At 70.7% G+C, this 19,955-nt stretch carries 11 protein-coding genes; 3 read left to right on the plus strand and 8 right to left on the minus strand.

Translation table 11 applies throughout. The features are described 5' to 3' along the window. Window positions 1-482: 482 nt before the first annotated feature. Window positions 483-1,262 carry a TetR family transcriptional regulator gene (locus HH310_RS32945; RefSeq protein ID WP_312034480.1) on the plus strand — a complete coding sequence of 260 codons (780 nt, stop codon included), beginning with the start codon at window positions 483-485 and terminating at the stop codon, window positions 1,260-1,262. 364 nt (window positions 1,263-1,626) lie between these two features. On the opposite strand, the gene HH310_RS32950 is transcribed toward HH310_RS32945, so the two are convergent. Continuing rightward, on the minus strand, window positions 1,627-6,561 hold the full coding sequence (locus HH310_RS32950; protein WP_169179632.1) for an NAD-glutamate dehydrogenase: 4,935 nt from the start codon (window positions 6,559-6,561) through the stop codon (window positions 1,627-1,629). Between the two features lie 194 nt (window positions 6,562-6,755). On the opposite strand from HH310_RS32950, the gene HH310_RS32955 reads away from it, so the two are divergent. Further along, window positions 6,756-8,684 carry a penicillin-binding transpeptidase domain-containing protein gene (locus HH310_RS32955; protein ID WP_169179633.1) on the plus strand — a complete coding sequence of 643 codons (1,929 nt, stop codon included), beginning with the start codon at window positions 6,756-6,758 and terminating at the stop codon, window positions 8,682-8,684. 80 nt (window positions 8,685-8,764) lie between these two features. On the opposite strand, the gene HH310_RS32960 is transcribed toward HH310_RS32955, so the two are convergent. The 5 genes from HH310_RS32960 to HH310_RS32985 all read right to left on the minus strand — a co-directional run bounded on the left by HH310_RS32960 (window position 8,765) and on the right by HH310_RS32985 (window position 17,306). After that, window positions 8,765-10,390 (minus strand): arginase family protein, encoded by a 1,626-nt coding sequence (locus tag HH310_RS32960; protein WP_169179634.1) that lies wholly within the window; start codon window positions 10,388-10,390, stop codon window positions 8,765-8,767. Window positions 10,391-10,405: 15 nt separating this feature from the next. After that, on the minus strand, window positions 10,406-11,368 hold the full coding sequence (locus tag HH310_RS32965) for a tetratricopeptide repeat protein (RefSeq protein WP_169179635.1): 963 nt from the start codon (window positions 11,366-11,368) through the stop codon (window positions 10,406-10,408). A gap of 156 nt (window positions 11,369-11,524) precedes the next feature. Beyond that, window positions 11,525-13,198 (minus strand): methylmalonyl-CoA mutase, encoded by a 1,674-nt coding sequence (locus HH310_RS32970; RefSeq protein WP_169179636.1) that lies wholly within the window; start codon window positions 13,196-13,198, stop codon window positions 11,525-11,527. Between the two features lie 1,708 nt (window positions 13,199-14,906). After that, window positions 14,907-16,391: a GGDEF domain-containing protein gene (locus tag HH310_RS32980; RefSeq protein WP_169179637.1), complete on the minus strand. Its 1,485-nt coding sequence runs from the start codon at window positions 16,389-16,391 to the stop codon at window positions 14,907-14,909. A gap of 87 nt (window positions 16,392-16,478) precedes the next feature. After that, window positions 16,479-17,306 carry an NAD(P)/FAD-dependent oxidoreductase gene (locus tag HH310_RS32985; protein ID WP_312034481.1) on the minus strand — a complete coding sequence of 276 codons (828 nt, stop codon included), beginning with the start codon at window positions 17,304-17,306 and terminating at the stop codon, window positions 16,479-16,481. Window positions 17,307-17,318: 12 nt separating this feature from the next. Between HH310_RS32985 and HH310_RS32990 the strand changes: the two genes are divergently transcribed. Beyond that, window positions 17,319-17,795: a PadR family transcriptional regulator gene (locus tag HH310_RS32990; RefSeq protein ID WP_312034482.1), complete on the plus strand. Its 477-nt coding sequence runs from the start codon at window positions 17,319-17,321 to the stop codon at window positions 17,793-17,795. Here HH310_RS32990 and meaB read toward each other — a convergent pair. Together meaB and HH310_RS33000 are read right to left on the minus strand one after the other, a co-directional pair. Further along, window positions 17,782-18,735, minus strand: coding sequence for a methylmalonyl Co-A mutase-associated GTPase MeaB (gene meaB / locus HH310_RS32995; RefSeq protein WP_169179638.1), 954 nt, complete (start codon window positions 18,733-18,735; stop codon window positions 17,782-17,784). The two genes, HH310_RS32990 and meaB, sit on opposite strands and share 14 nt — an antisense overlap. Further along, entirely contained in the window at window positions 18,732-19,907 is a 1,176-nt protein-coding gene (locus HH310_RS33000) for an acetyl-CoA C-acetyltransferase (RefSeq protein ID WP_169179639.1), read from the minus strand. Before HH310_RS33000 ends, meaB begins: the two co-directional genes overlap by 4 nt. Between the last annotated feature and the right edge of the window lie 48 nt (window positions 19,908-19,955).

Genomic DNA, 19,955 nt, shown 5'->3' on the forward strand with positions numbered 1-19,955 from the left:
ACAGCCACCAACTCCCGCTACAGCCACCGACTCGGCTACGGCCACTGACTCGGCTTAGGACCTACTCGCCCAGCTCCCCACACCCGCCCCGGCGTGCACACCAACGGCGGCCGCGGCGGGGCAACTCCGCACGCCCCGGCGGCGGCGTGGTGGGCTGTTCTGGGCGTTACCGCTCACGCACGTCGCCGAGTGTTCTGGGCGCCCCGCGCCCATGCTCGGCCCTCGGCGGGAGCAGCGGTCCGCACCACCCACCCCGCTACGACAGCGTGCTCTTGACTTTGGGTTTTGTCGCTTTCGTCACATCGGTTGAACGCGTTCAATGCTCCCTCTACTCTCGACGGTGCGACGTTGAACGCGTTCAAGGCGGCGATAAGCGGCTGCGAGGGAAACGTCCGGACCCGGCCATCTACGGGGGTGGCCGGGTCGGGGCCCGCATCGGAGGCCGGCGTGCCGTGAGGCGGTGGCGGACTACGGTGACGCATGTGAGGATCGCTGCCACGGAACCCGACGAGCCCACCGCTGAGCCCGACGCGCCCACCGCTGAGCCCGACGCGCCCACCGCTGAGCCCGACGCGCCCGCCGCCGGGGAGGACAAGCCGCGCCGGCAGCGTGGGGAGCAGACGCGGCAGCTGATCCTGGAGACGGCGCTGCGGCTGTTTCGCGAGCGCGGGTACACCGAGACGACCATGCGGGCCATCGCCAAGGAGGCCGGGGTCGCGGTCGGGAACGCGTATTACTACTTCGATTCGAAGGAACACCTGATTCAGGGGTTCTACGACCGGGTGCAATTGGCGCATCGGGCGGCCGCCGAGGGCGTCCTGGGCGGGGAGAAAGAGTTCGCCGCCCGGCTCAAGGGTGTGCTGCACGCGGGGATCGACGTCAACGGGCCCTATCACGCGTTCGCGGCGACGTTCTTCAAGACGGCGGCCGAGCCGAGCTCGCCGATGAGCCCCTTCTCGCGGGAGTCGTCGCCGTCGCGCGAGTCGGCGATCGGGCTGTTCCGCGAGGTGATCGAGGGTTCGAACGTCAAGCTCGACCGCGACCTGCAGAAAGAGCTGCCGGAGCTGCTGTGGCTGGCGTGGATGGGCGTGATCCTGTTCTGGGTGCACGACAAGTCGCCCGGGCAGCGCCGCACCCGGCGGCTCATCGACGGCGTGGTCCCGTTGATCGACCGGCTGGTGCGGCTGTCCCGGATTCCGGTGCTCAAGCCGGCGTTGCGCCAGGTCCTGGCCTTGATCGATTCCGTGCGCCGGGACGACTGATCACTCACCGTACAGATGAAGCTTCATCACGCTCAGTAGCGTCACTCTGCGATATATAGTTTAGTGTCCGAATAAATCCGGACTCATCGCTCCCAACCGTCTGACCGAACGGCCATTTCGACCACGCAGAGCTTCCGGCGGCAGCGGGCCAGCACGTAGCGTCATGCCCGCAGGTGGATCTGGGGAACGTCGCGGAACGCTCGGCCCACGGGACCGGTCGAGTCACCGCGACAGTGAGCCGGGCGGCGGCATGACGGATTACGGGAGCGATCCGCCGCAGCCCGGCTCACACTGCGTTCGCGAGCCGCCGCCCCGACACGAACACCGCGAACCGGGGAGCCGCGTCGCCGCGACTCCCCGTCACTCACACCGCCGCGGACGTCTTGACCAGCGTGCGTATCTGCCGCAGCAGCACCGATAATGCCGCCAGCTCGGCCGGCGTCTGCGAGACGTCGCCCATCGCGTTCGAAGCTCGCGCGATCGACGCCGCGTTCTTGCGTTCCCACTCGGAGACCCGGTCGTCGGCCGCGTTCGTGGACGGCGTCGAGTTCAGCACCTCGGCGGTGAGCGCGGCCAGCGCCGCGTACAGGTCGTAGCGCAACGCCATCCGGGCCAGCGTCTGCCACCGGTCGTCGCGCGGCAGCCGGGAGATCAGCGACAGCAGCTGGTCGATATGGAACCGCTCGGACATGACGAAGTAGACCTGCGCGACCTCGGCGATCGGCCGGTCCACCGACGCGCCCACCTCGAGCACGTCGAGCAGCCCGAACCCGTAATTGGCCCAGGTCACCTGCTCGGCGAGGCGCACCGGCACGCCCTTGTCCACGATCGTCGCGACGTGCTCGTCCATCGACCGCCGCTCGATGCCGATCAGCACCGACGGCAGCTTCGGGAGCAGTTCGCGTACGCCCGGACGCAGCTTCGCGATCTCGGAGGCCACGTCGATCGGCGACCGGCGGTTGGACGCCAGCCAGCGCACCGCCCGGTCGAGCAGCCGCCGCGACTCCAGGAAGACCAGCGTCTGCGCCGCCGTGGGCACCTGGTTGTCGAGCGCCTCCGCGTCGGCCCAGATCTCGCGCAGGCCGAACACCTCGCGGATCACCACGTACGCCCGGATCACGTCCGCCGCCGAGGCCCCGCTCTCCTCCATGGCCCGGAAGACGAACGACGTGCCGCCCCGGTTGACCACCTCGTTGACCAGGGCGGTGCTGATGATCTCGCGGCGCAGGCGGTGACCGGCCATCCGCCCGCCGCACCGCTCGCGCAGCGGCGCCGGGAAGTAGTTGGCCAGCACCTCGTTGGTCCAGGCCTCGTCGACCAGTTCGTCGGCGAGGACCTCGGTCTCCCAGCGGATCTTCACGTACGCCATGAGGACCGCGAACTCCGGAGCGGTGAGCCCGTCGCCCGCCTCGGAACGGGCCGCCAGCTCGGCGTCGCCCGGCAGTCCCTCCAGCTCGCGGTTGAGCTGCCCGCTCTCCTCCAGCGACGTCAGCATCCGGCGGTGCACCGGCAGCAACGAGTGCGCCTGCGCGCGCGCGTTGCTCAGCGCGAACGCCTGCTCGTAGTTGTCCCGCAGGACGTGCGCCGCCACCTCGTCGGTCATCGTGGCCAGCAGCTCGTCGCGCTCGGGCAGCGTCATCTCGCCGTCCGCGACCGCCCCGCCCAGCAGGATCTTGATGTTGACCTCGTGGTCGGAGCAGTCCACCCCGGCCGTGTTGTCGATGAAGTCGGTGTAGATGCGGCCGCCGGCGCGGGCGAACTCGATCCGGCCGCGCTGGGTGAGCCCGAGGTTGCCGCCCTCGCCGACGACCCGGACGCGTAACTGGGAGCCGTTGATCCGGATCGCGTCGTTGGTCTTGTCGCCGACGTCGGCGTGCGACTCCGAGGACGCTTTCACGTACGTGCCGATGCCACCGTTGAACAGCAGGTCGACCGGCGCCCGCAGGATCGCCCGCATCAGCTCGACCGGGCTGACCGTCTTGGCGTCGCCGAGTTCGAGCGCTTCGCGGACCTCTTGGGTCACCGGGATCGATTTAGCCGTGCGCGGAAAAATCCCGCCCCCGGCGGAAATGAGGGATTTGTCGTAATCGGCCCACGACGATCGCGGCAGCTCGAACAGGCGCCGGCGCTCCACGTAGGAGCGAGCGGCATCCGGCGACGGGTCCAGAAAAATGTGCCGATGGTCGAACGCCGCCACCAGCCGGATGTGCTCGGACAGCAGCATCCCGTTGCCGAAGACGTCGCCGGACATGTCACCGACGCCGACGACGGTGAAGTCTTCAGTCTGGGTGTCGTGGCCGAGGTCGCGGAAGTGCTTCTTGACCGATTCCCACGCACCGCGCGCGGTGATGCCCATCTTCTTGTGGTCGTACCCGGCGGAGCCGCCGCTGGCGAACGCGTCGCCCAGCCAGAACTCCTTCTTCACCGAGATCGCGTTCGCGATGTCGCTGAACGTGGCGGTGCCCTTGTCGGCCGCGACCACCAGGTACGGGTCGTCGCCGTCGTGCCGGATCACGTCCCGCGGCGGCACGATCTTGCCGCTGAGGATGTTGTCGGTGACGTCCAGCAGCGCGGTGATGAACAGCTTGTAGCAGTCCACCGCCTCGTCCCGGTCGCCCGGCTTCTGCTTGAGCACGAAGCCGCCCTTCGCGCCCACCGGCACGATCACCGCGTTCTTCACCATCTGCGCCTTGACCAGGCCCAGGACCTCGGTGCGGAAATCCTCCCGGCGGTCGGACCAGCGCAGCCCGCCGCGCGCCACGTCGCCGAAGCGCAGGTGCACGCCCTCGAAGCGCGGCGAGTACACGAACATCTCGTACTTGGGCCGGGGTTGCGGCAACTCCGGGATCGACTGCGGGTCGAGCTTGAAGGCCACATAGGACTTCGGCCGGCCGTCCAGGCCACGCTGGAAGAAGCTGGTGCGCAGCGTCGCCCGGATCAGTGTCAGGTACGACCGCAGGATCCGGTCCTGGTCGAGGCTGTCCACCCCGTCGAGCAGCTCGGTGATCCGGTCGGTCAGCTCGTCGGCGAGTCGGGTGCGCTCGCCCGTGCTGACCTCCAGCCCCGGCGAGAAACGCGTCTCAAACAACCGCACGAGAAGCCGAGCGATCTCCGGGTACGCGATGAACGTCGATTCCATGTACCGCTGAGTGAAGACGGTGCCGGCCTGCCGCTGATATTTCGCGTACGCCCGTAACACCACCAGCTGACGCCAGGTGAGCCCGCAGCGCAGCACGAGCTCGTTGAACCCGTCCACCTCGGCCTCGCCCCGCCACGCCGCCGCGAACGCGTTCTCCACCTGCGGACGCACCTCGGACAGGTCGCGGTGCGACGCCGGTGGGCGCAGGCCGAAGTCGTACAGGTAGATCGTGCCGTCGCTGCGCCGGATCTCGTACGGCCGTTCGTCGACCACCTGCACGCCCAGCGAGTGCAGCACCGGGAGCACCGCGGACAGCAGCATCGGCTCGCCGTACCGGTAGACCTTGAACCGGATGTCGTGATCGTCCGGTTCGGGCGTGCCGTCCTTGCCCGGGTGCCGCTTGCGGTACAGGTGCATCTCCAGCTGACCCGCCTCCTCGAGCAGCTCGAGCTTGGCAAGATCCTGCATTCCCTCGTACGGCGTGTGACCGTCCTTGTAGCTGTCCGGGTAGGCCGTCGCGTACCTCGCGAAGAGCTCGCGGGCCGGTTCCTCGCCCAGCTTGCGCTCCAGGACCAGGGAGAAGTCGTCGTCCCACATGCGGGTCGCGTCGGCCAGCATCTCGGCCAGCTCGTTCGGGTCCACCTGGCCCGGCGGGTCGGACGGGTCGGTGCGCACGATGAAGTGCACCCGGGCGAGCATCCGCTCGGTGACCCGGGTCGTGTAGTCGACGCCGACGCCGTTCAGCTCGCGCAGCAGGATCTCCTGCATGCGCAGCCGGTTGCCGGTGGTGAACCGGTCGCGCGGCAGGTAGATCAGGCAGGAGATGAACCGGCCGTACCCGTCGCGGCGCAGGAACAACCGCAGCTGGCGGCGCCCGGCCATGCGCAGGACACCGATCACCGCCTCGTACAGGTCATCGGTCTTGATCTGGAAAAGCTCGTCCCGCGGGTACGTCTCGAGGATCTGCAGCAGGTCCTTGCCGGAGTGCCCGCGCGGCGACAACCCCGAGCGGTCCAGCACCTCGGTCACCTTGCGCTTCACCACCGGCAGTTCCCGTACGCTCGTACGATAGGCCGAGCTGGAGAACAGTCCCAGGAAGCGGCGTTCCCCGATCACCTCGCCGTGGTCGTCGAAGACCTTCACGCCGATGTAGTCCAGGTATGCCGAGCGGTGCACGGTGGCGCGCGAGTTCGCCTTCGTGATGACCAGCAGGCGCTTCTCCAGGGCCCGCTGCGACGCCTCGGGGCTCATCGAGGACAGCGCTCGCGGCGTCGACTCGCCGCGCAGAATGCCCAGCCCGGTGCCCGGCACGGCGTGCAGCACGTCGTCGCGCAGGCGGTACTCGCGGTAGCCCAAGAAGGTGAAGTGGTCGTGGGCGAGCCACTTGAGCAGCTCGATCGAGTCGGTGACGTCCTTGTCCGGGACCGGGAGCTTGGCGTCCGAGCCCCGCGCGGTGGCCAGCTCGTCGGCGATCACGACGGCCCGCTGGCGCATCCGCGGCCAGTCCTCCACCGCCTCGCGGACGTCGGTCAGCACCCGGCGCACCTCGTTGAGCAGCTGGGCGCGCGCCTCGGGCTTGCGCACCGGATCGACCTCGATCCGGATCCAGCTCTCCACGATGTCGCCCTCGATCGCGTCGTCGGGCTCCACGTCCGCGCACATCTCGCCGAGCGCGCCGAGCGGTTCGCGGCGCACCACGATCAACGGGTGCACCATCAGATGCACCTGGAGCTGATGCGCGGTGAGCAGGGCGATCACCGAGTCGACCAGGAACGGCATGTCGTCGGTGACGATCTGGACGATGGTGTGGCCCTGCGAGCCGCGCGGCTCGGTGATGGCCAGTTTCAGCTCGCCGGGCAACCGGACGGTGGCGAGCTCGCGATGCTCCACCGCCGCGTCGTACATCTCCTGCGCGGTGAGCCCGACCAGCTCCTCGTCCGGCGCGAACCGCCAGAAGCGCCCCACCAGGCACGCGATCTGATGATCAGCACCCGCGATCTCGACCGCGTGCGCGACCAGGCGCTCCCCGTTCGGCAACGGCTCGTCCAGCTCACCGTCCTCCGCGGAGGTGCCGAGCCGGCCGGTCAGGGCGAGACCGGGACCTTGTGTGAGGTCGATTTCATCGTCGGGTTCCGTCGCTGCCTCATCGGCGACCGGCATGACCTGGTGCTCCCCTCACCCACGACACTGTGGGTTCGAACGTGTCCACCCACAGCCTAGAACTCCGGGGGTAGGGCGCATCAAATCGCTCCCGCCGGGCGAGAGTTTGACGCAACTCACGCCGCACGGGTCCACGGGACGTGTCTTGGTTTATTACCGTCTCGTGAGTCCGCTACCCCAGGAAGGGGAGGCTCATGCGCCTCGCACGACACCGCACCGGCTTCCGCGCGGCCGCAACAATTGCCGTGCTCGCCCTGGCCGGCGGTGGTCTGGCCGGGTGTACCAAGGACGCCCCGGACGACACCGTCAAGGCCTTCCTGGCGGGGTGGCGCAGCGGCGACCTCAGCAAGGTGGGATTCGTCGGCGCCGATGGCAGCAAGATCGCGGCCGCCGACGTGGTCACCCAGCTGCACGACCTCTCGGGTGACCTGGCCAAGCAGCCGCTGACGCTGAGTGTGGCCGGCGACGCGAAGGTGACCGGGGACAACGCCACCACGCCGATCAAGCTGGACTGGACGCTGCCCGGCGGGATCCCCTGGTCGTACCAGAGCACCGTGCGCTCCACCAAACAGGGCAGCGACGACTGGCGCGTGGTCTGGGAGCCGGCGATCCTGCAGAGCGACCTGACCACCGGCCAGAAGCTACGGCTACGCCGGGTCGCGTCGAGCCGGGCCAGCATTCAGGATTCGGCCGGGCAGCCGCTCGTGGTCAAGCGGCCGGTGACGGTGATCGGGGTCGAGCCGCAGGCCATCGAGGACCTGCCGAAACTGCAGTCCGGCCTGGTGGCGGCCTTCCAGAAGATCGGGGTCACGCTCGACCTGTCCGACCTCAAGAACCGGGTCGACGACGCCGACAAGGGCGCCTTCGTCGAGCTGATCACGCTGCGGCAGACCGACTACGACAAGATCCGAGATGACCTGCACGCGCTGACCGGCACCGTCTTCCGCGACGAGCAGCACGACCTGGCACCCACCCGGAACTTCGCCCGCGCCTTGCTCGGCACCGCCGACGAGGCCACCGCCGAAGACATCCAGAAGAACCCGCAGACCATCGGGCGCGGCGACACGGTCGGGCACGGCGGCCTCCAGGGGCGGTACGACCAGCAGCTGCGCGGCACGGCCGGTCAGTCCGTGGTGATCGAGCAGGTCTCCGCGAACGGCGACAACACCGACACCCAGGTGTTCAGCACCAAGCCGGTGGCCGGAAAGCCGATCAAGACGTCGCTGGACGTGAAGACGCAGAACGCGGCCGACCAGGCACTCGCGCCGGTCACCCAGGCCAGCTCCCTGGTCGCCATCAAGATCAGTAACGGCTCGGTGCTGGCGGTGGCCAACGGGCCGAACGGCGGGACGGTCGACACGGCGCTCACCGGCCAGGTGCCACCCGGGTCCACCTTCAAGACCGTTTCCGCGTACGGGCTGCTCAGCAAGAAGTCGGTCACCGAGGACACGGTGGTGCCGTGCCCGAAGACGGCGAACGTGAACGGGCGCGACTTCAAGAACTCGGACGGCGAGGTGTTCGGCCAGGTCGAGTTCCACACCGACTTCTCCAAGTCCTGCAACACGGCCTTCGTCGGGCTGGCCCCGAAGCTGGGTGCCGACGGCTTGCACAGCGCGGCCTCCGCCCTGGGCCTGGGCACCCCGTGGGACCTGGGCATCGAGGCGTTCAGCGGCAAGATCTCCCCGGCGAACAGCCCGACCGAGCTGGCCGCGGCGGCGTTCGGGCAGGGCCAGACGGTGGTGAGCCCGATCGCGATGGCGGACGTGGCGGCGTCGGTCGCCCGGGGCCAGTTCAAGCAGCCGCGCCTGGTGCTCGACCCGGCCCCGGCGAAGCCCGCCCCCGACGGCGACAAGCTGGACGCGGCGGCGCTTTCGTCGCTGCGCACGATGATGCGCGAGGTGGTCACCTCGGGGACGGGCACCGGCCTGCGCAATACGCCGGGCGGCCCGGTGTACGGCAAGACCGGCACGGCGGAGTTCTCGGACAGCTCGGAGGACACCCACTCCTGGTTCATCGGCTACCAGGGCGACGTGGCCTTCGCCTGCATGATCCAGAAGGGCGGCGCGGGCGCCGAGGCGGCCGTGCCGGCGATCAACCGGTTCTTGACCGCGTTGCACAAGTAGGGCCGGGCCGCCCGGTCTGAGCCGGCTCGCGTTGGGCCGCCCCGGCCTGAGCCGGCTCGGGCTGGGCCGGCCCGCTCGGCTCAGGCGATGTCGGCCGGCTCGCCGGAGCCGACGTCGAACGCCGGCCGTTGGGCCGGCAGGGAGAAGCCGTGCGGGCGCGGCTCCTCGGGGGCGCGTGGACGCAGCATGCCCGGCCGGGTGGCGGGCAGCGGCTCGGAATCGAGCAGCGGCGCCGATCCGAGGGGCCGCCGGGCAAACCCGCCCGGCTCGTCGCCGCCGGACCCCTCGTCGGTCGCGCCGCCGTCGCTCGGACCATCGCCGGACGCGCCGTTCCCGTTCGGCCCATCGCCGTTCGAATCGGCGGGCTGCTCCGCTTCGGTGGCCTCCGGCCCGTCCGCGGCGGAATCGTCCGCCCAGCGCTCCGCGGGCTCGGCCTCGTCGGTGCCCGCCGCCTCGCTCCAGCGTTCCGCGCGCTCGGCCTCGTCCGCGCTCCCCGCCTCGGTCCACCGCTCGCCCGGCTCCGGATCCTCCGCCTCGGCCCAGCGATCCGCGGCACCCATTTCGTCGTCGGGCGGGAACTCCGCGGTCTCCCCGTCGACGGCCGGCACCTCGTCGCCCACCTCGACGCCCATGATCGTCGTAGCCGGAACGGCGACCTCGTCCGTCGCCAACCCCTCGGACGCACCCTCGGCCGCCAGCGTCACACTCTCCGCGGCCGCCTCGGCCCGGCGCTGACGGCGGCTCTCGTCGTCGTTCAGGTCGGCGCGGGCCGCCACGAGATCCGGCCGCGGCGTCACCGTATGAGCGTTCGCCAGGCCCGCGACCACCGCCGACGTGATCTCCGCGGCGTACTCGCCGTCGTCGTCGTAATCCGGGTCGAAGACGGTCAGCTCCACCCCGAGGCAGTGCGGCGACTCGACCAGTCCGGCCAGCAGCAGCTCCAGCTCGGGGAACGCGATCCCGCCGGGCGACGGCGCGTCCACCGCCGGCATCACCGCCGGGTCAAGCACGTCGACGTCCACGTGCACCCAATACCCGACACAGTCGGTCAGTTGGTCCTGGGCCCACTGGGCGCTGCGCGCGGCACCCTCGGCCCGCAACGCCGGCACCGGCCTGGTCACGATGCCCGCGGCCTGCAGGTCCAGCCGGTACTCGTCCTGCGCGCGGATCCCCATGACCACCACGTCGACGTCGCGGAAGTAGGGCCGGCGGCTCTCGATCGCCGCCAGATCGGCCTGCCCACGGCCGGTGACCAACGCCAGATCCTCGCCCGCGGCGGCACCCACATAGGACGCGTTGCCGGGATGCCGGAAGTCGGAGTGACCGTCGACGAAGACCAGCCCGATCCGGCCGCCGACGGTCTCGCCGAGCCGGTGCATGGCCAGGCCCGACCCGAGCAGGATCGAGCAGTCCCCGCCGAGGATCACCGGGAACTCGCCGGCGTCCAGGATCGCGCCGATCCGGTCGGCCAGCGCCTTGGAATACGACGCGATCTGCCGCGCGTGCGCCACCCCGTCCCCGGGCCGCCAGTCGCCCGGGTCGTACCGCGGCGGGGTCAGGCAACCGGCGTCCCGGGCGTCGAGCTTGGTGAGTAACCCCTGGTCACGAAGTGCTCCGGGCGCCTTGGCGCAGCCTGGCACCGAGGTCACGGTCGGCGGGCGCAGACCGAGATTGGACGGTGCGTCGAGGACGGCGATGCGGCGCACGGAGCGTCTCCCCTCCTAGAAGAGGGCGCTGGCCAGGGCGCGTCGTGCGCCGGCCACCGCGGGGTCGTCCGGACCGGCGATGCTGAACAGCGACAGCAGATGCTTCCGGACGGTGTCACGCTCCTCGCCGGAGGTGCGTTTGACAAGAGCGATCAACCGGTCGTACGCCTCCGGAGCCTGCCCGCTGAGCACCTCGACGTCGGCGGCGAGCGACTGGGCGCCGATGTCCTCGGGGTTGGCGGTGGCCTTGGCGAGCGCGCCGGACGGGTCCACGCCGGAGACCCGCCGGTAGAGCTCGACCTGCGCGAGACCGGACTCCGCGGCGGCGTCGGCGGGCGACTCGGCGAGGATCTTCCGATACGCCGCCTCGGCCGCCTCCAGGTCGCCGGTCATCAGCGCGTCGTCGGCGGCGTCGAGACGCGGATCCTCCGGGGTGGCCACGGCGACGCCGCCGGCCTTGAGCACGGCGTCCACGTACTGCCGGACCTGCGACTCGGGGAGCACGCCGGTGAAGCCCTCGACGAGCTGGCCGCCGACCACCGCGACCACCATCGGGATGCCCTGCACGCGCAGCGCCTGGGCGAGACGGGGGTTGGAGTCCACATCGACCCGGCCCAGCACCCAGGAGCCGCCGCCCTCCTCGGCGAGACGGTCCAGGATCGGCGAGAGCTGCTTGCACGGCTCACACCAGTCGGCCCAGAAGTCGAGGATGACCGGGGTGGACAGGGAACGCTCGAGAACGGCCGACTGGAAGTTGGCCTCGGTGACGTCGATGATCGTCTCGGCGCCGCCGGGCAGCCCACCAGGCAGCGCACCCGGCGCGCCGGCGTTCTGCGCCGCGCCGCTCGGGGTGCTGCCGACTGGGGCCTGGCCCTGGTCCGGGCGGGCCGGCGCCGGGGACGCGGCGGGTGCGCGCAGCGCGCTGAGATCGACCGCGCCGCGGGTGAAGATCGACGGGGTGGTCCGTGGGTCGCTCATGGTTACCTAGTTTCGCACGCTGACTACGCGGTTCGCCGCGCCGCGGCGCGGCTGATATCAGACGTCACAACCCCACGTCATGGCGATACCCGGCGCCGATACGTGTCCATGCGGGTTCCCCTCACGGACCGCCCCTTTTGCGGTCGTTTGCGAACCTCAGAAACGTGCCGGTTCGCGGTAGATGCCCCACTCCCCCTTCAACGCCTCGCAGATCTCGCCCAAGGTCGCCTCGGCGCGGGCGGCTTCGAGCATCGCCGGGATCATGTTCTCCTCGGTGCGGGCCACGGCCACCAGGTTGTCCAGGGCGGCCTTCACGCGTACGGAATCGCGGGAAGCTCGGCGAGCGGTAAGCTCGCGCCGCTGCACCAGCTCGACCTCGTGCGAGACACGGAGAATTTCCAGTTCCTTCGCCACCGTACGAAGGTGCGCGTTGACGCCGACGATCCGCTTCTCGTCCTTTTCGAGGGCCTGCTGGTAGACGAACGCGGCCTCGGCGATGTTCGCGGTGAACCAGCCGTCCTCGATGCCGCGCAGGATGCCCGCCGTCAGCGAGCCGTCGTGCCCCAGCGCCCGGATGCGGCTGAAGATCTCTTCGGCCTCGGCCTCGATGCGGTCGGTGAGCGCCTCCAGATACCACGAACCGCCGAGCGGGTCGGCCACGTTCACCACGCCGGTCTCCTCCATCAGCACCTGCTGCGTGCGCAGGGCGATCTCGGCCGACTCGTCGGTGGGCAGTGCCAGCGTCTCGTCCAGCGCGTTGGTGTGCAGCGAGTTCGTCCCGCCCAGCACGGCGGCCAGCGCCTCGACCGCGGTGCGGACCACGTTGTTGACCGGCTGCTGCGCGGTGAGCGAGACCCCGGCGGTCTGCGTGTGGAACTTCAGCCACAGCGCCTTCTCGCTGGTCGCGCCGTAGTCGTCGCGCAGGTGCCGGGCCCAGATACGGCGGGCCGCCCGGAACTTCGCGATCTCCTCGAAGAAGTCGATGTGCGCGTCGAAGAAGAAGCTCAGCCCCGGCGCGAACTGGTTGACGTCCAGCCCTCGGCTCAGCCCCAGCTCGACATAACCAAAACCGTCAGCCAGCGTGTACGCCAGTTCCTGCGCGGCGGTCGACCCGGCCTCGCGAATGTGGTAGCCGCTGACGGACAGTGGCTTGTACTTGGGGATCTCCCGCGCGCAGTACTCCATCAGGTCGCCGATCAACCGCAGGTGCGGCTCGGGCGCGAACAGCCACTCCTTCTGCGCGATGTACTCCTTGAAGATGTCGGTCTGCAGCGTGCCGTCGAGCTTGCTGAGGTCGGCCCCTTGCCGCTCGGCCGCCACCAGGTACATCACGAAGATCGGCACGGCCGGCCCGGAGATGGTCATGCTGGTGGTGACGTCCTGCAGCGGAATGCCGTCGAACAGCACGTCCATGTCGGCGGCCGAGTCGATCGCGACCCCGCAGTGCCCCACCTCGCCGAGCGACTGCGCGTCGTCCGAGTCGCGCCCCATCAGCGTCGGCATGTCGAACGCGACGCTGAGCCCGCCCCCGCCCGCGTCCAAAATCATCTTGTACCGCGCGTTGGTCTGCTGCGCGTTCCCAAACCCGGCGAACTGCCGGATCGTCCAGGTGCGGCCGCGATAGCCGGTGGGATAGAGCCCCCGCGTGTACGGAAACTCGCCCGGCCAGCCGATCCGCTCGAACCCCGGATAGCTCGCGTCGTCGGGCGGCCCATACACCGGTTCGACGGGTTCGCCCGAGAGCGTGGTGAAGTCGGCGTCCCGCTTGCGCGCGGCATCGTAGCGCCGCTGCCAGCGCTCCCGGCCGGCGGCGATGTCGGCTGATTCCATGCCGCCATCCTAAGGGCAAATCCTGAACGATCGCTAAGGAGGATCGGCCCAGTTCCACCGCGAGACACAGCCGGCACGCCATATGTCCGCTTCCGCACAGCCCGCCGACGACGGCCGCCTGGGTTGCGCCGGCTAGCAATGGCGGGCTGCGCGACCCAACGCCCACTGCCGCCCGTCGCGTCAGACCACCGGTCGCGCCCGGTAGCCAAGGCGGCCCCGGTCCCCACGCCAACTGCCGCCGGTGACCCCAATCCGACGGTCGCGCCCGGTAGCCGCGGCGGCCCCGCGACCCCACCCCAACTGCCGCCTGTCACTCCAACCCGACGGTTGCGCCCGCTAGCCACGGCGGCCTCGCGAGCCCCACGCCAACTGCCGCCCGTCACGGCAGGCCAGCGGTCGCGGTCAATAGCCACGGCGGCCCCCGCGACACCCGCGCCAACTGCCGCCCGTCACTCCGACCCGACGGTCGCGCCCCGTAGCCAAAGCCGCAAATCGGCGACCCCAAAACGCCGGGCGCCGCTGGTTGCGCCGCTACCTCGGGTCTGGCTCTGGGTCACGCAGCCCGGTCGCGTGGGAAATATTGCGACCTTGGAGAGTTACGCCCACATACGAGCCATAACTTTCCAAGGTTCGCATTCGACGGCTGGAAGTTGGCGGATAAAAGCCTCATTCGAGGACAAAAACTCCCTCCACAATAGACGAAAATCCCACTAACTGGACCTCAGTTCACGATGTGGTCGCTCATCCCGGCTGGCGGGCACTCTTCCCGGAATGTGGACACGACCGTCGGCCCGCCGCTCGCCCGCCGAGGCACCGGCCGGCAGCGGTACACGCCCACCGCGTCGCGAGGGCCCGACCGCCCGCCGCTCACACCCAGGGACCCAAGGCCGCCCGGAAATAACGGATATGTCGGGCGACCTTGAGGCGATCCACGATCAGCGGGGCGGCCTCGACTTGACACGATCAGCGGGGCGGCCTCGACATAGCACGATCAGCGAGGCAGCCTCGACACGATCAGCGAGGCGGCGTCGACTTGGCACGATCAGTGGGGCGGCGTCGACTTGGCACGATCAGCGAGGCGGGCCCGACATGACCCGCGCCGCTCCCCCAGACACAGTCTCGGCCAGCGCCCGGGCGCCGCGGCAGCGGCCGGCCGCCGACTAGCCGGGAATAACGGATATGTCGGGTACAGCCGCTGGCCAGCCTTCCCAAAGCGGGTGCCCCGCAAGGTCCTCGGTGCGAGCGCGGGCGGGGTCCCCCTCGGGCATCGCCCGCACACCGAGGCAACGGGCGATGGCTGGCCGAAGATACCGGATATGTCAGGCACGGCGACGGCCCGCCACTCGCGCCCAGAGAGACAGCGAGCCGATGCTGCCCGGAAATACCGGATATGTCAGGCATGGCGTCGGCCCGCCACTCGCGCCGAGAGAGACAGCGAGCCGACGCTGCCCGGAAATAACGTATATGTCAGGCAGCTCGACATGAGCCGCCGTACCGCGTGGTGTTCTCCTGGGACATCGGGCCGACCTGGCAGGTCGAGTCGGATCCGGAGCGCACCAGCGAGGTCGAGGTGACCTTCACCCGCCGAGAGCCCGGAGCGCACCCGCGTCGATCTGGAGCATCGCCACCTCGACCGGCACGGCCCGGGCTGGGAGTCGGTCCGCGACGGCGTCGCCCACGACGAGGGCTGGCCGCTCTACCTCGACCGCTACGCGGCGCTGTTCGCCTGAAACGGCCGGCCGGCGTTCTTCACCGCGTACATGGCCATGTCCGCCTCGTGCAGCAGCGAGTCCGGGTCGAGGCGGCCGGTTGCGGTGCCGATGCTCGCGCGCAGCGGCACCCGCACGTCGGCGAGCGTCACCAGGCCGGTCAGCTCGGCCGTCAGGGCCGCCTCCACCTCGGCGCGGCGGGCCGGGTCCAGGTCGGTCATCAGGACCGCGAACTCGTCGCCGCCCAGGCGGGCCACCACGTCGCCGGCGCGGACGCAGCGGCGGAGGCGGCGGCCGACCTCGATCAGCAGGCGGTCGCCGGTGGCGTGTCCGAACCGGTCGTTCACCGGCTTGAACTCGTCCAGGTCGATGAGGAACACGGTGACCTCGGTACGGGACAGCGTCTCGGTCAGCTCGCGCATGAACAACGCGCGGTTCGCCAAACCGGTCAGCGCGTCGTGGAACGCCTGCTCGGTCAGTTTCGCGGCGAGTTCGTCGCGCTCGCCGAGCAGCACCGCGATGTGCCGGAACGCCACCGCCTGCCGCGCCACCACCAGACCCGTGGTCACCATGCTGCCGGCGATGACCAGCCACGACCGCCACGTCAGGCCCTCGGCGACCAGCATCCCCACCCCGGCGATCCAGGTGACGGCCATCGCCGCGTACGGGAGGAGGCTGTACGGCCGTTCGGAGCGCCGCCGGAAGCGTACGGTGTCGGCCTGGTGCTGCACCCGGCCGCCGATCAGCAGCAACATGTTCGCGAGCAGGGTGCCGGCCAGCAGCCACGCCCCACTGCGCGGGTTCAGGTAGACGGGCAGCGGCACCGCCTGCATCAACGCCTGCAGCAGCGTGGCCAGGCCGTTCAAAACCGCCGCGGCCAGCGTTACCGGGTGCCGGCTGGTGAGCGTGATCCGCAGGACGGCGAACGCCGCGAGCAGGAAGACGCCGGGCGCCACCAGCAACGTGACGATCAGGGTGAGCACCCAGCTCGAGTTGTGCGGGCCGGGCGGGAGTTCGATCAGCAGACAGCCGGCCGTGATCGCCGCGGCCATCACGGTGGCCACGTCCATGCGCAGGCCGGCGCGGGTGCCGCCGGGGAAGGTGAGCGCACCGGTCAGCGCGAGTGCCATCCCGCCCAGCATGCAGGCCATGAAGAACGGCGTGCCCATCACGATCGCCCGGTCGCCGGGGCTGCCCAGCGCGTAGGCGACCTGGGAGAGATCACCGACGGTCCACACGAGGGCGGCCACCGAGATCAGGCGCCACAGCCGGCGGCCGCCGCGCAGCAGCGGGTCGTCGCCGACGAGCAGGGCCGCGATCCGCCGGGTGAGGAGCGCGTACGACCCGTGGATCGCACTCATCGCCAGCCAGAACACGGTCATCGCCGGTCCCCGGTCGTCCCCACCGCCGAACAGCCCGAACAACGGCGGAAGCAGCGCGGCGACCAGGACGAGCGCGCCGAGCAACGGATCGCGTCGCGCCATGGTCACCCCATCCCCTCGTCCGCCACGACCGGAGCGGTCGGGACGCTGTCCGCGAAGATCGGCGCCCGCCGGGGCGACCTGAGAAGTTCAGAGGCGGTGCTCCAGGATCCATCGAGCCGGGTCGCCGTTGCGGTAGAGCAACTTCATGATCAGCGGGGTCAGCGAGTCGCGGATCGCCGCGCCCACCGGCCCGGCGGTCTTGGTGCGGCTGTTGCGCCGGCCGAACGCCACCACCTTCTCCACGCGCCGGCGACGCTGCCGCTCGTAGTCGGCCAGATCGGGGCACCGGCCCAGCGTGACCGCGTCTTCGATGGCCATCGACGCGCCCTGGCCGGAGGACGGCGAGACGGCGTGCGCGGCGTCCCCGAGCAGCACCACCCGGTCGCGCTGCCAGACCGGCACCCGGGGCAGGTCGTCGGTGTTCCACGGGCCGAGCACCTCGGGCGTGGCCCGGATGATCGCGGCGCCCGGCGTCGCGTCCCCGGCGAACAGGCCGAGCAGGTGCGCCCGCCAGGTGGCCTCGGTGAACTCCCCACCGCGCAGCGGTTCCTTGCGAGGCGGGTTCGCGAACCACCAGACCGAACCGTCCGGCGCCATGCTCCAGCCGAAGAACGCGTGCCGGCCGAACGTCATGTGCACCAGTCCGGGCGTACGGTCCAGGTCGGCCTCGATCGGCCCGGCGGTGAAGCCGCCCGCGTTGAGCAACCCCAGATAGCTCGGCGCCGGGCCGTCCGGATTCAGGATCTCCCGCGTACGCGACCGGATGCCATCGGCTCCCACCAGCAATTCCCCGTACGCCCTGGAGCCGTCCCCAAACGTCGCCTCGACCCCGTCCGGCACCGTCCGGAGATCGCGCACCCGCTTGTCGTAGGAGATCGGAATCCCGCGGGCGACCGCCGCCTCCCGTAGCGCCACGTACTGGTCAACGTGGCCCAGCGCAACAGCGTCTACCAGGCGCTCGAGCGCCTGGTGCGGGACGGGCTGGCGCGCCCGGCGAGCACCACGCGCGAGGCGGGCCGCCCGGAGCGCACGATCTACGAGATCACCGAGTCCGGCACGGACACCATGCACCGCTGGCTCACCGGCATGCTGCCCGCGCCGGCCCGCGAGTTCCCCGAGTTCCCGGCCGCGCTCGCGTTCGTCGCGGTGCTGGCCCCGGCACGGGTGCGCGAGCTGCTCACCGAGCGGATCACGGCGCAGGCCCGGAGGCTCGCGGCCATCCGCGAACAGGCGCCGCCCGGCCTTCCCCGGCTGTTCCTGATCGAGGACGAGTACCGCGCGGCGATGCTGACCGCCGAGATCGAGTGGCTCCGCGGGGTCGTGCGGGATCTCGCCGACGGCACCCTGACGTGGGACCGCGCGATGATCGAGCAGACCCTCGCGGAGTTCTCTACAAGCCCTTGATCAGCTCGTCGGCCGCCGCGTACGGGTCGATCTCGCCGGCCGCGACCGCCGCGGCGAGCGTGGTCAGCGCCGTGCCGGCGTGCAGGTCGCCGATGCGCGCCCGCAGCGTGCCCAGCGCGATCGCCTCGACCTCGACCGCGGCCCGGCGCTCGCGTCGGGCCCGCAGATGGTCACCGGTGCCGAGCCAGGCGCGGTGCTTGCCGATCGCGGCCACCACGTCGTCGATGCCCTCGCCCTTGACCGCCGTGGCCCGCACGACCTGCGGACGCCAGTCGCCCGGCGCGCGCTCGCCGAGCCCGAGCATGCCCTGGATGTCGCGGTAGGTCGCGTCGGCGCCGGGCCGGTCCGCCTTGTTGATCACGAAGACGTCGGCGATCTCCAGCACCCCCGCCTTCACCGCCTGGATCGCGTCGCCCATCCCGGGGGCGAGCAGCACCAGCGTGGTGTCGGCCAGCGACGCGATCTCCACCTCGGCCTGGCCCACGCCGACGGTCTCGACCAGGATCACGTCGCAGCCGGCGCCCTCCAGGACGCGTACGGCCTGCGGGGTGGCCGCGGCCAGACCGCCCAGCTGGCCCCGGCTGGACATGGACCGGATGTAGACGCCCGGGTCGGTGGTGTGCTCCTGCATCCGCACCCGGTCGCCGAGGATGGCGCCGCCGGTGAACGGGCTGGACGGGTCGACCGCGAGCACGCCGACCCGATGTCCCTCGCCACGAAGCTGTTTGACCAGCTCGTTGGTGGTGGTGGACTTGCCGACCCCGGGCGAGCCGGTCAGCCCGACGACCTGCGCGCGCCCGGCGTAGGGCGCGAGGGCCGCGGCGACCTCGGGCAGCGCCGGATCGCCGTTCTCCACCAGACTGATCAGCCGCGCGACCGATCGCGGGTCGCCTTCACGCGCCCTGGCGACCAGGGTCGCGACGTCGAACCTCCGGCTCACGACGCGGCGGGCACCTTGATGATCAGGGCGTCGCCCTGGCCGCCACCGCCGCACAGACCGGCCGCACCGACGCCGCCGCCGCGACGCTTGAGCTCCAGCGCCAGGGTCAGCACCAGGCGCGCGCCGGACATGCCGATCGGGTGGCCGAGCGCGATCGCGCCGCCGTTGACGTTGACGATCTCCTCGTCGACCTTGAGTTCGCGCATCGACTGGATGACCACCTGCGCGAAGGCCTCGTTCATCTCGATCAGGTCGAGGTCGTCGACGCCCAGGCCGGCCTTGCCCAGCGCGTGCCGGATCGCGTTGGCCGGCTGGGACTGCAGCGACGCGTCGGGGCCGGCCACGTTGCCGTGGGCGGTGATCTCGGCGATCCAGGTGAGACCGAGCTCCTCGGCCTTGGTGCGGCTCATCACCACGACGGCGGCCGCGCCGTCCGAGATCGGCGACGAGCTGCCCGCGGTGATCGTGCCGTCGGACGCGAACGCCGGGCGCAATGTGGACAGCGACTCCTTGGTCGCGTCGGGTCGCACGCCCTCGTCGGTGTCGATCAGGCGATCCTTCACCGTCACCGGCGCGATCTCCGCGGCGAACCGGCCCTCGCGCTGGGCCGCGGCGGCGCGCTGGTGGCTGAGCGCGGCGAACGCGTCCTGCTCGGCGCGCGAGATGCCGAGGTGGGCCCCGCTGCGCTCGGTCGACTCGCCCATGGAGATGCCGTCCCACGGGTCGACCAGGCCGTCGAACGCCATGTGGTCGCGCACCGGCACGTCGCCGAACTTGGTGCCGCGGCGCTGGTTCATCAGCAGGTGCGGCGCGTTGGTCATCGACTCCATGCCGCCGGCCACCACGATGTCGAACTCGCCGGCCCGGATCAACTGGTCGGCCAGCGCGATCGCGTCCATCCCGGACAGGCACACCTTGTTGACGGTCAGCGCCGGGACGGTCATCGGGATGCCCGCCGCGACCGCCGCCTGCCGAGCGGTGATCTGCCCGGTGCCGGCCTGTAAGACCTGGCCCATGATCACATACTGCACCTGGTCGGGGCGGACGCCGCCGCGCTGCAGGGCGGCCTCGATGGCATGGCCGCCGAGCTTGGTGGCCGGCACGTCCTTGAGGTTGCCGAGCAGGCGGCCCATCGGGGTGCGGGCGCCGCTCACGATCACCGAGCTGGTCACGGGGTCATTCCGATCTGCGATGGGGTCGGGTACAGCCTTAACGGCCGT

It is taken from the genome of Actinoplanes sp. TBRC 11911 (genome assembly GCF_012933445.1).
Taxonomy (GTDB): domain Bacteria; phylum Actinomycetota; class Actinomycetes; order Mycobacteriales; family Micromonosporaceae; genus Actinoplanes.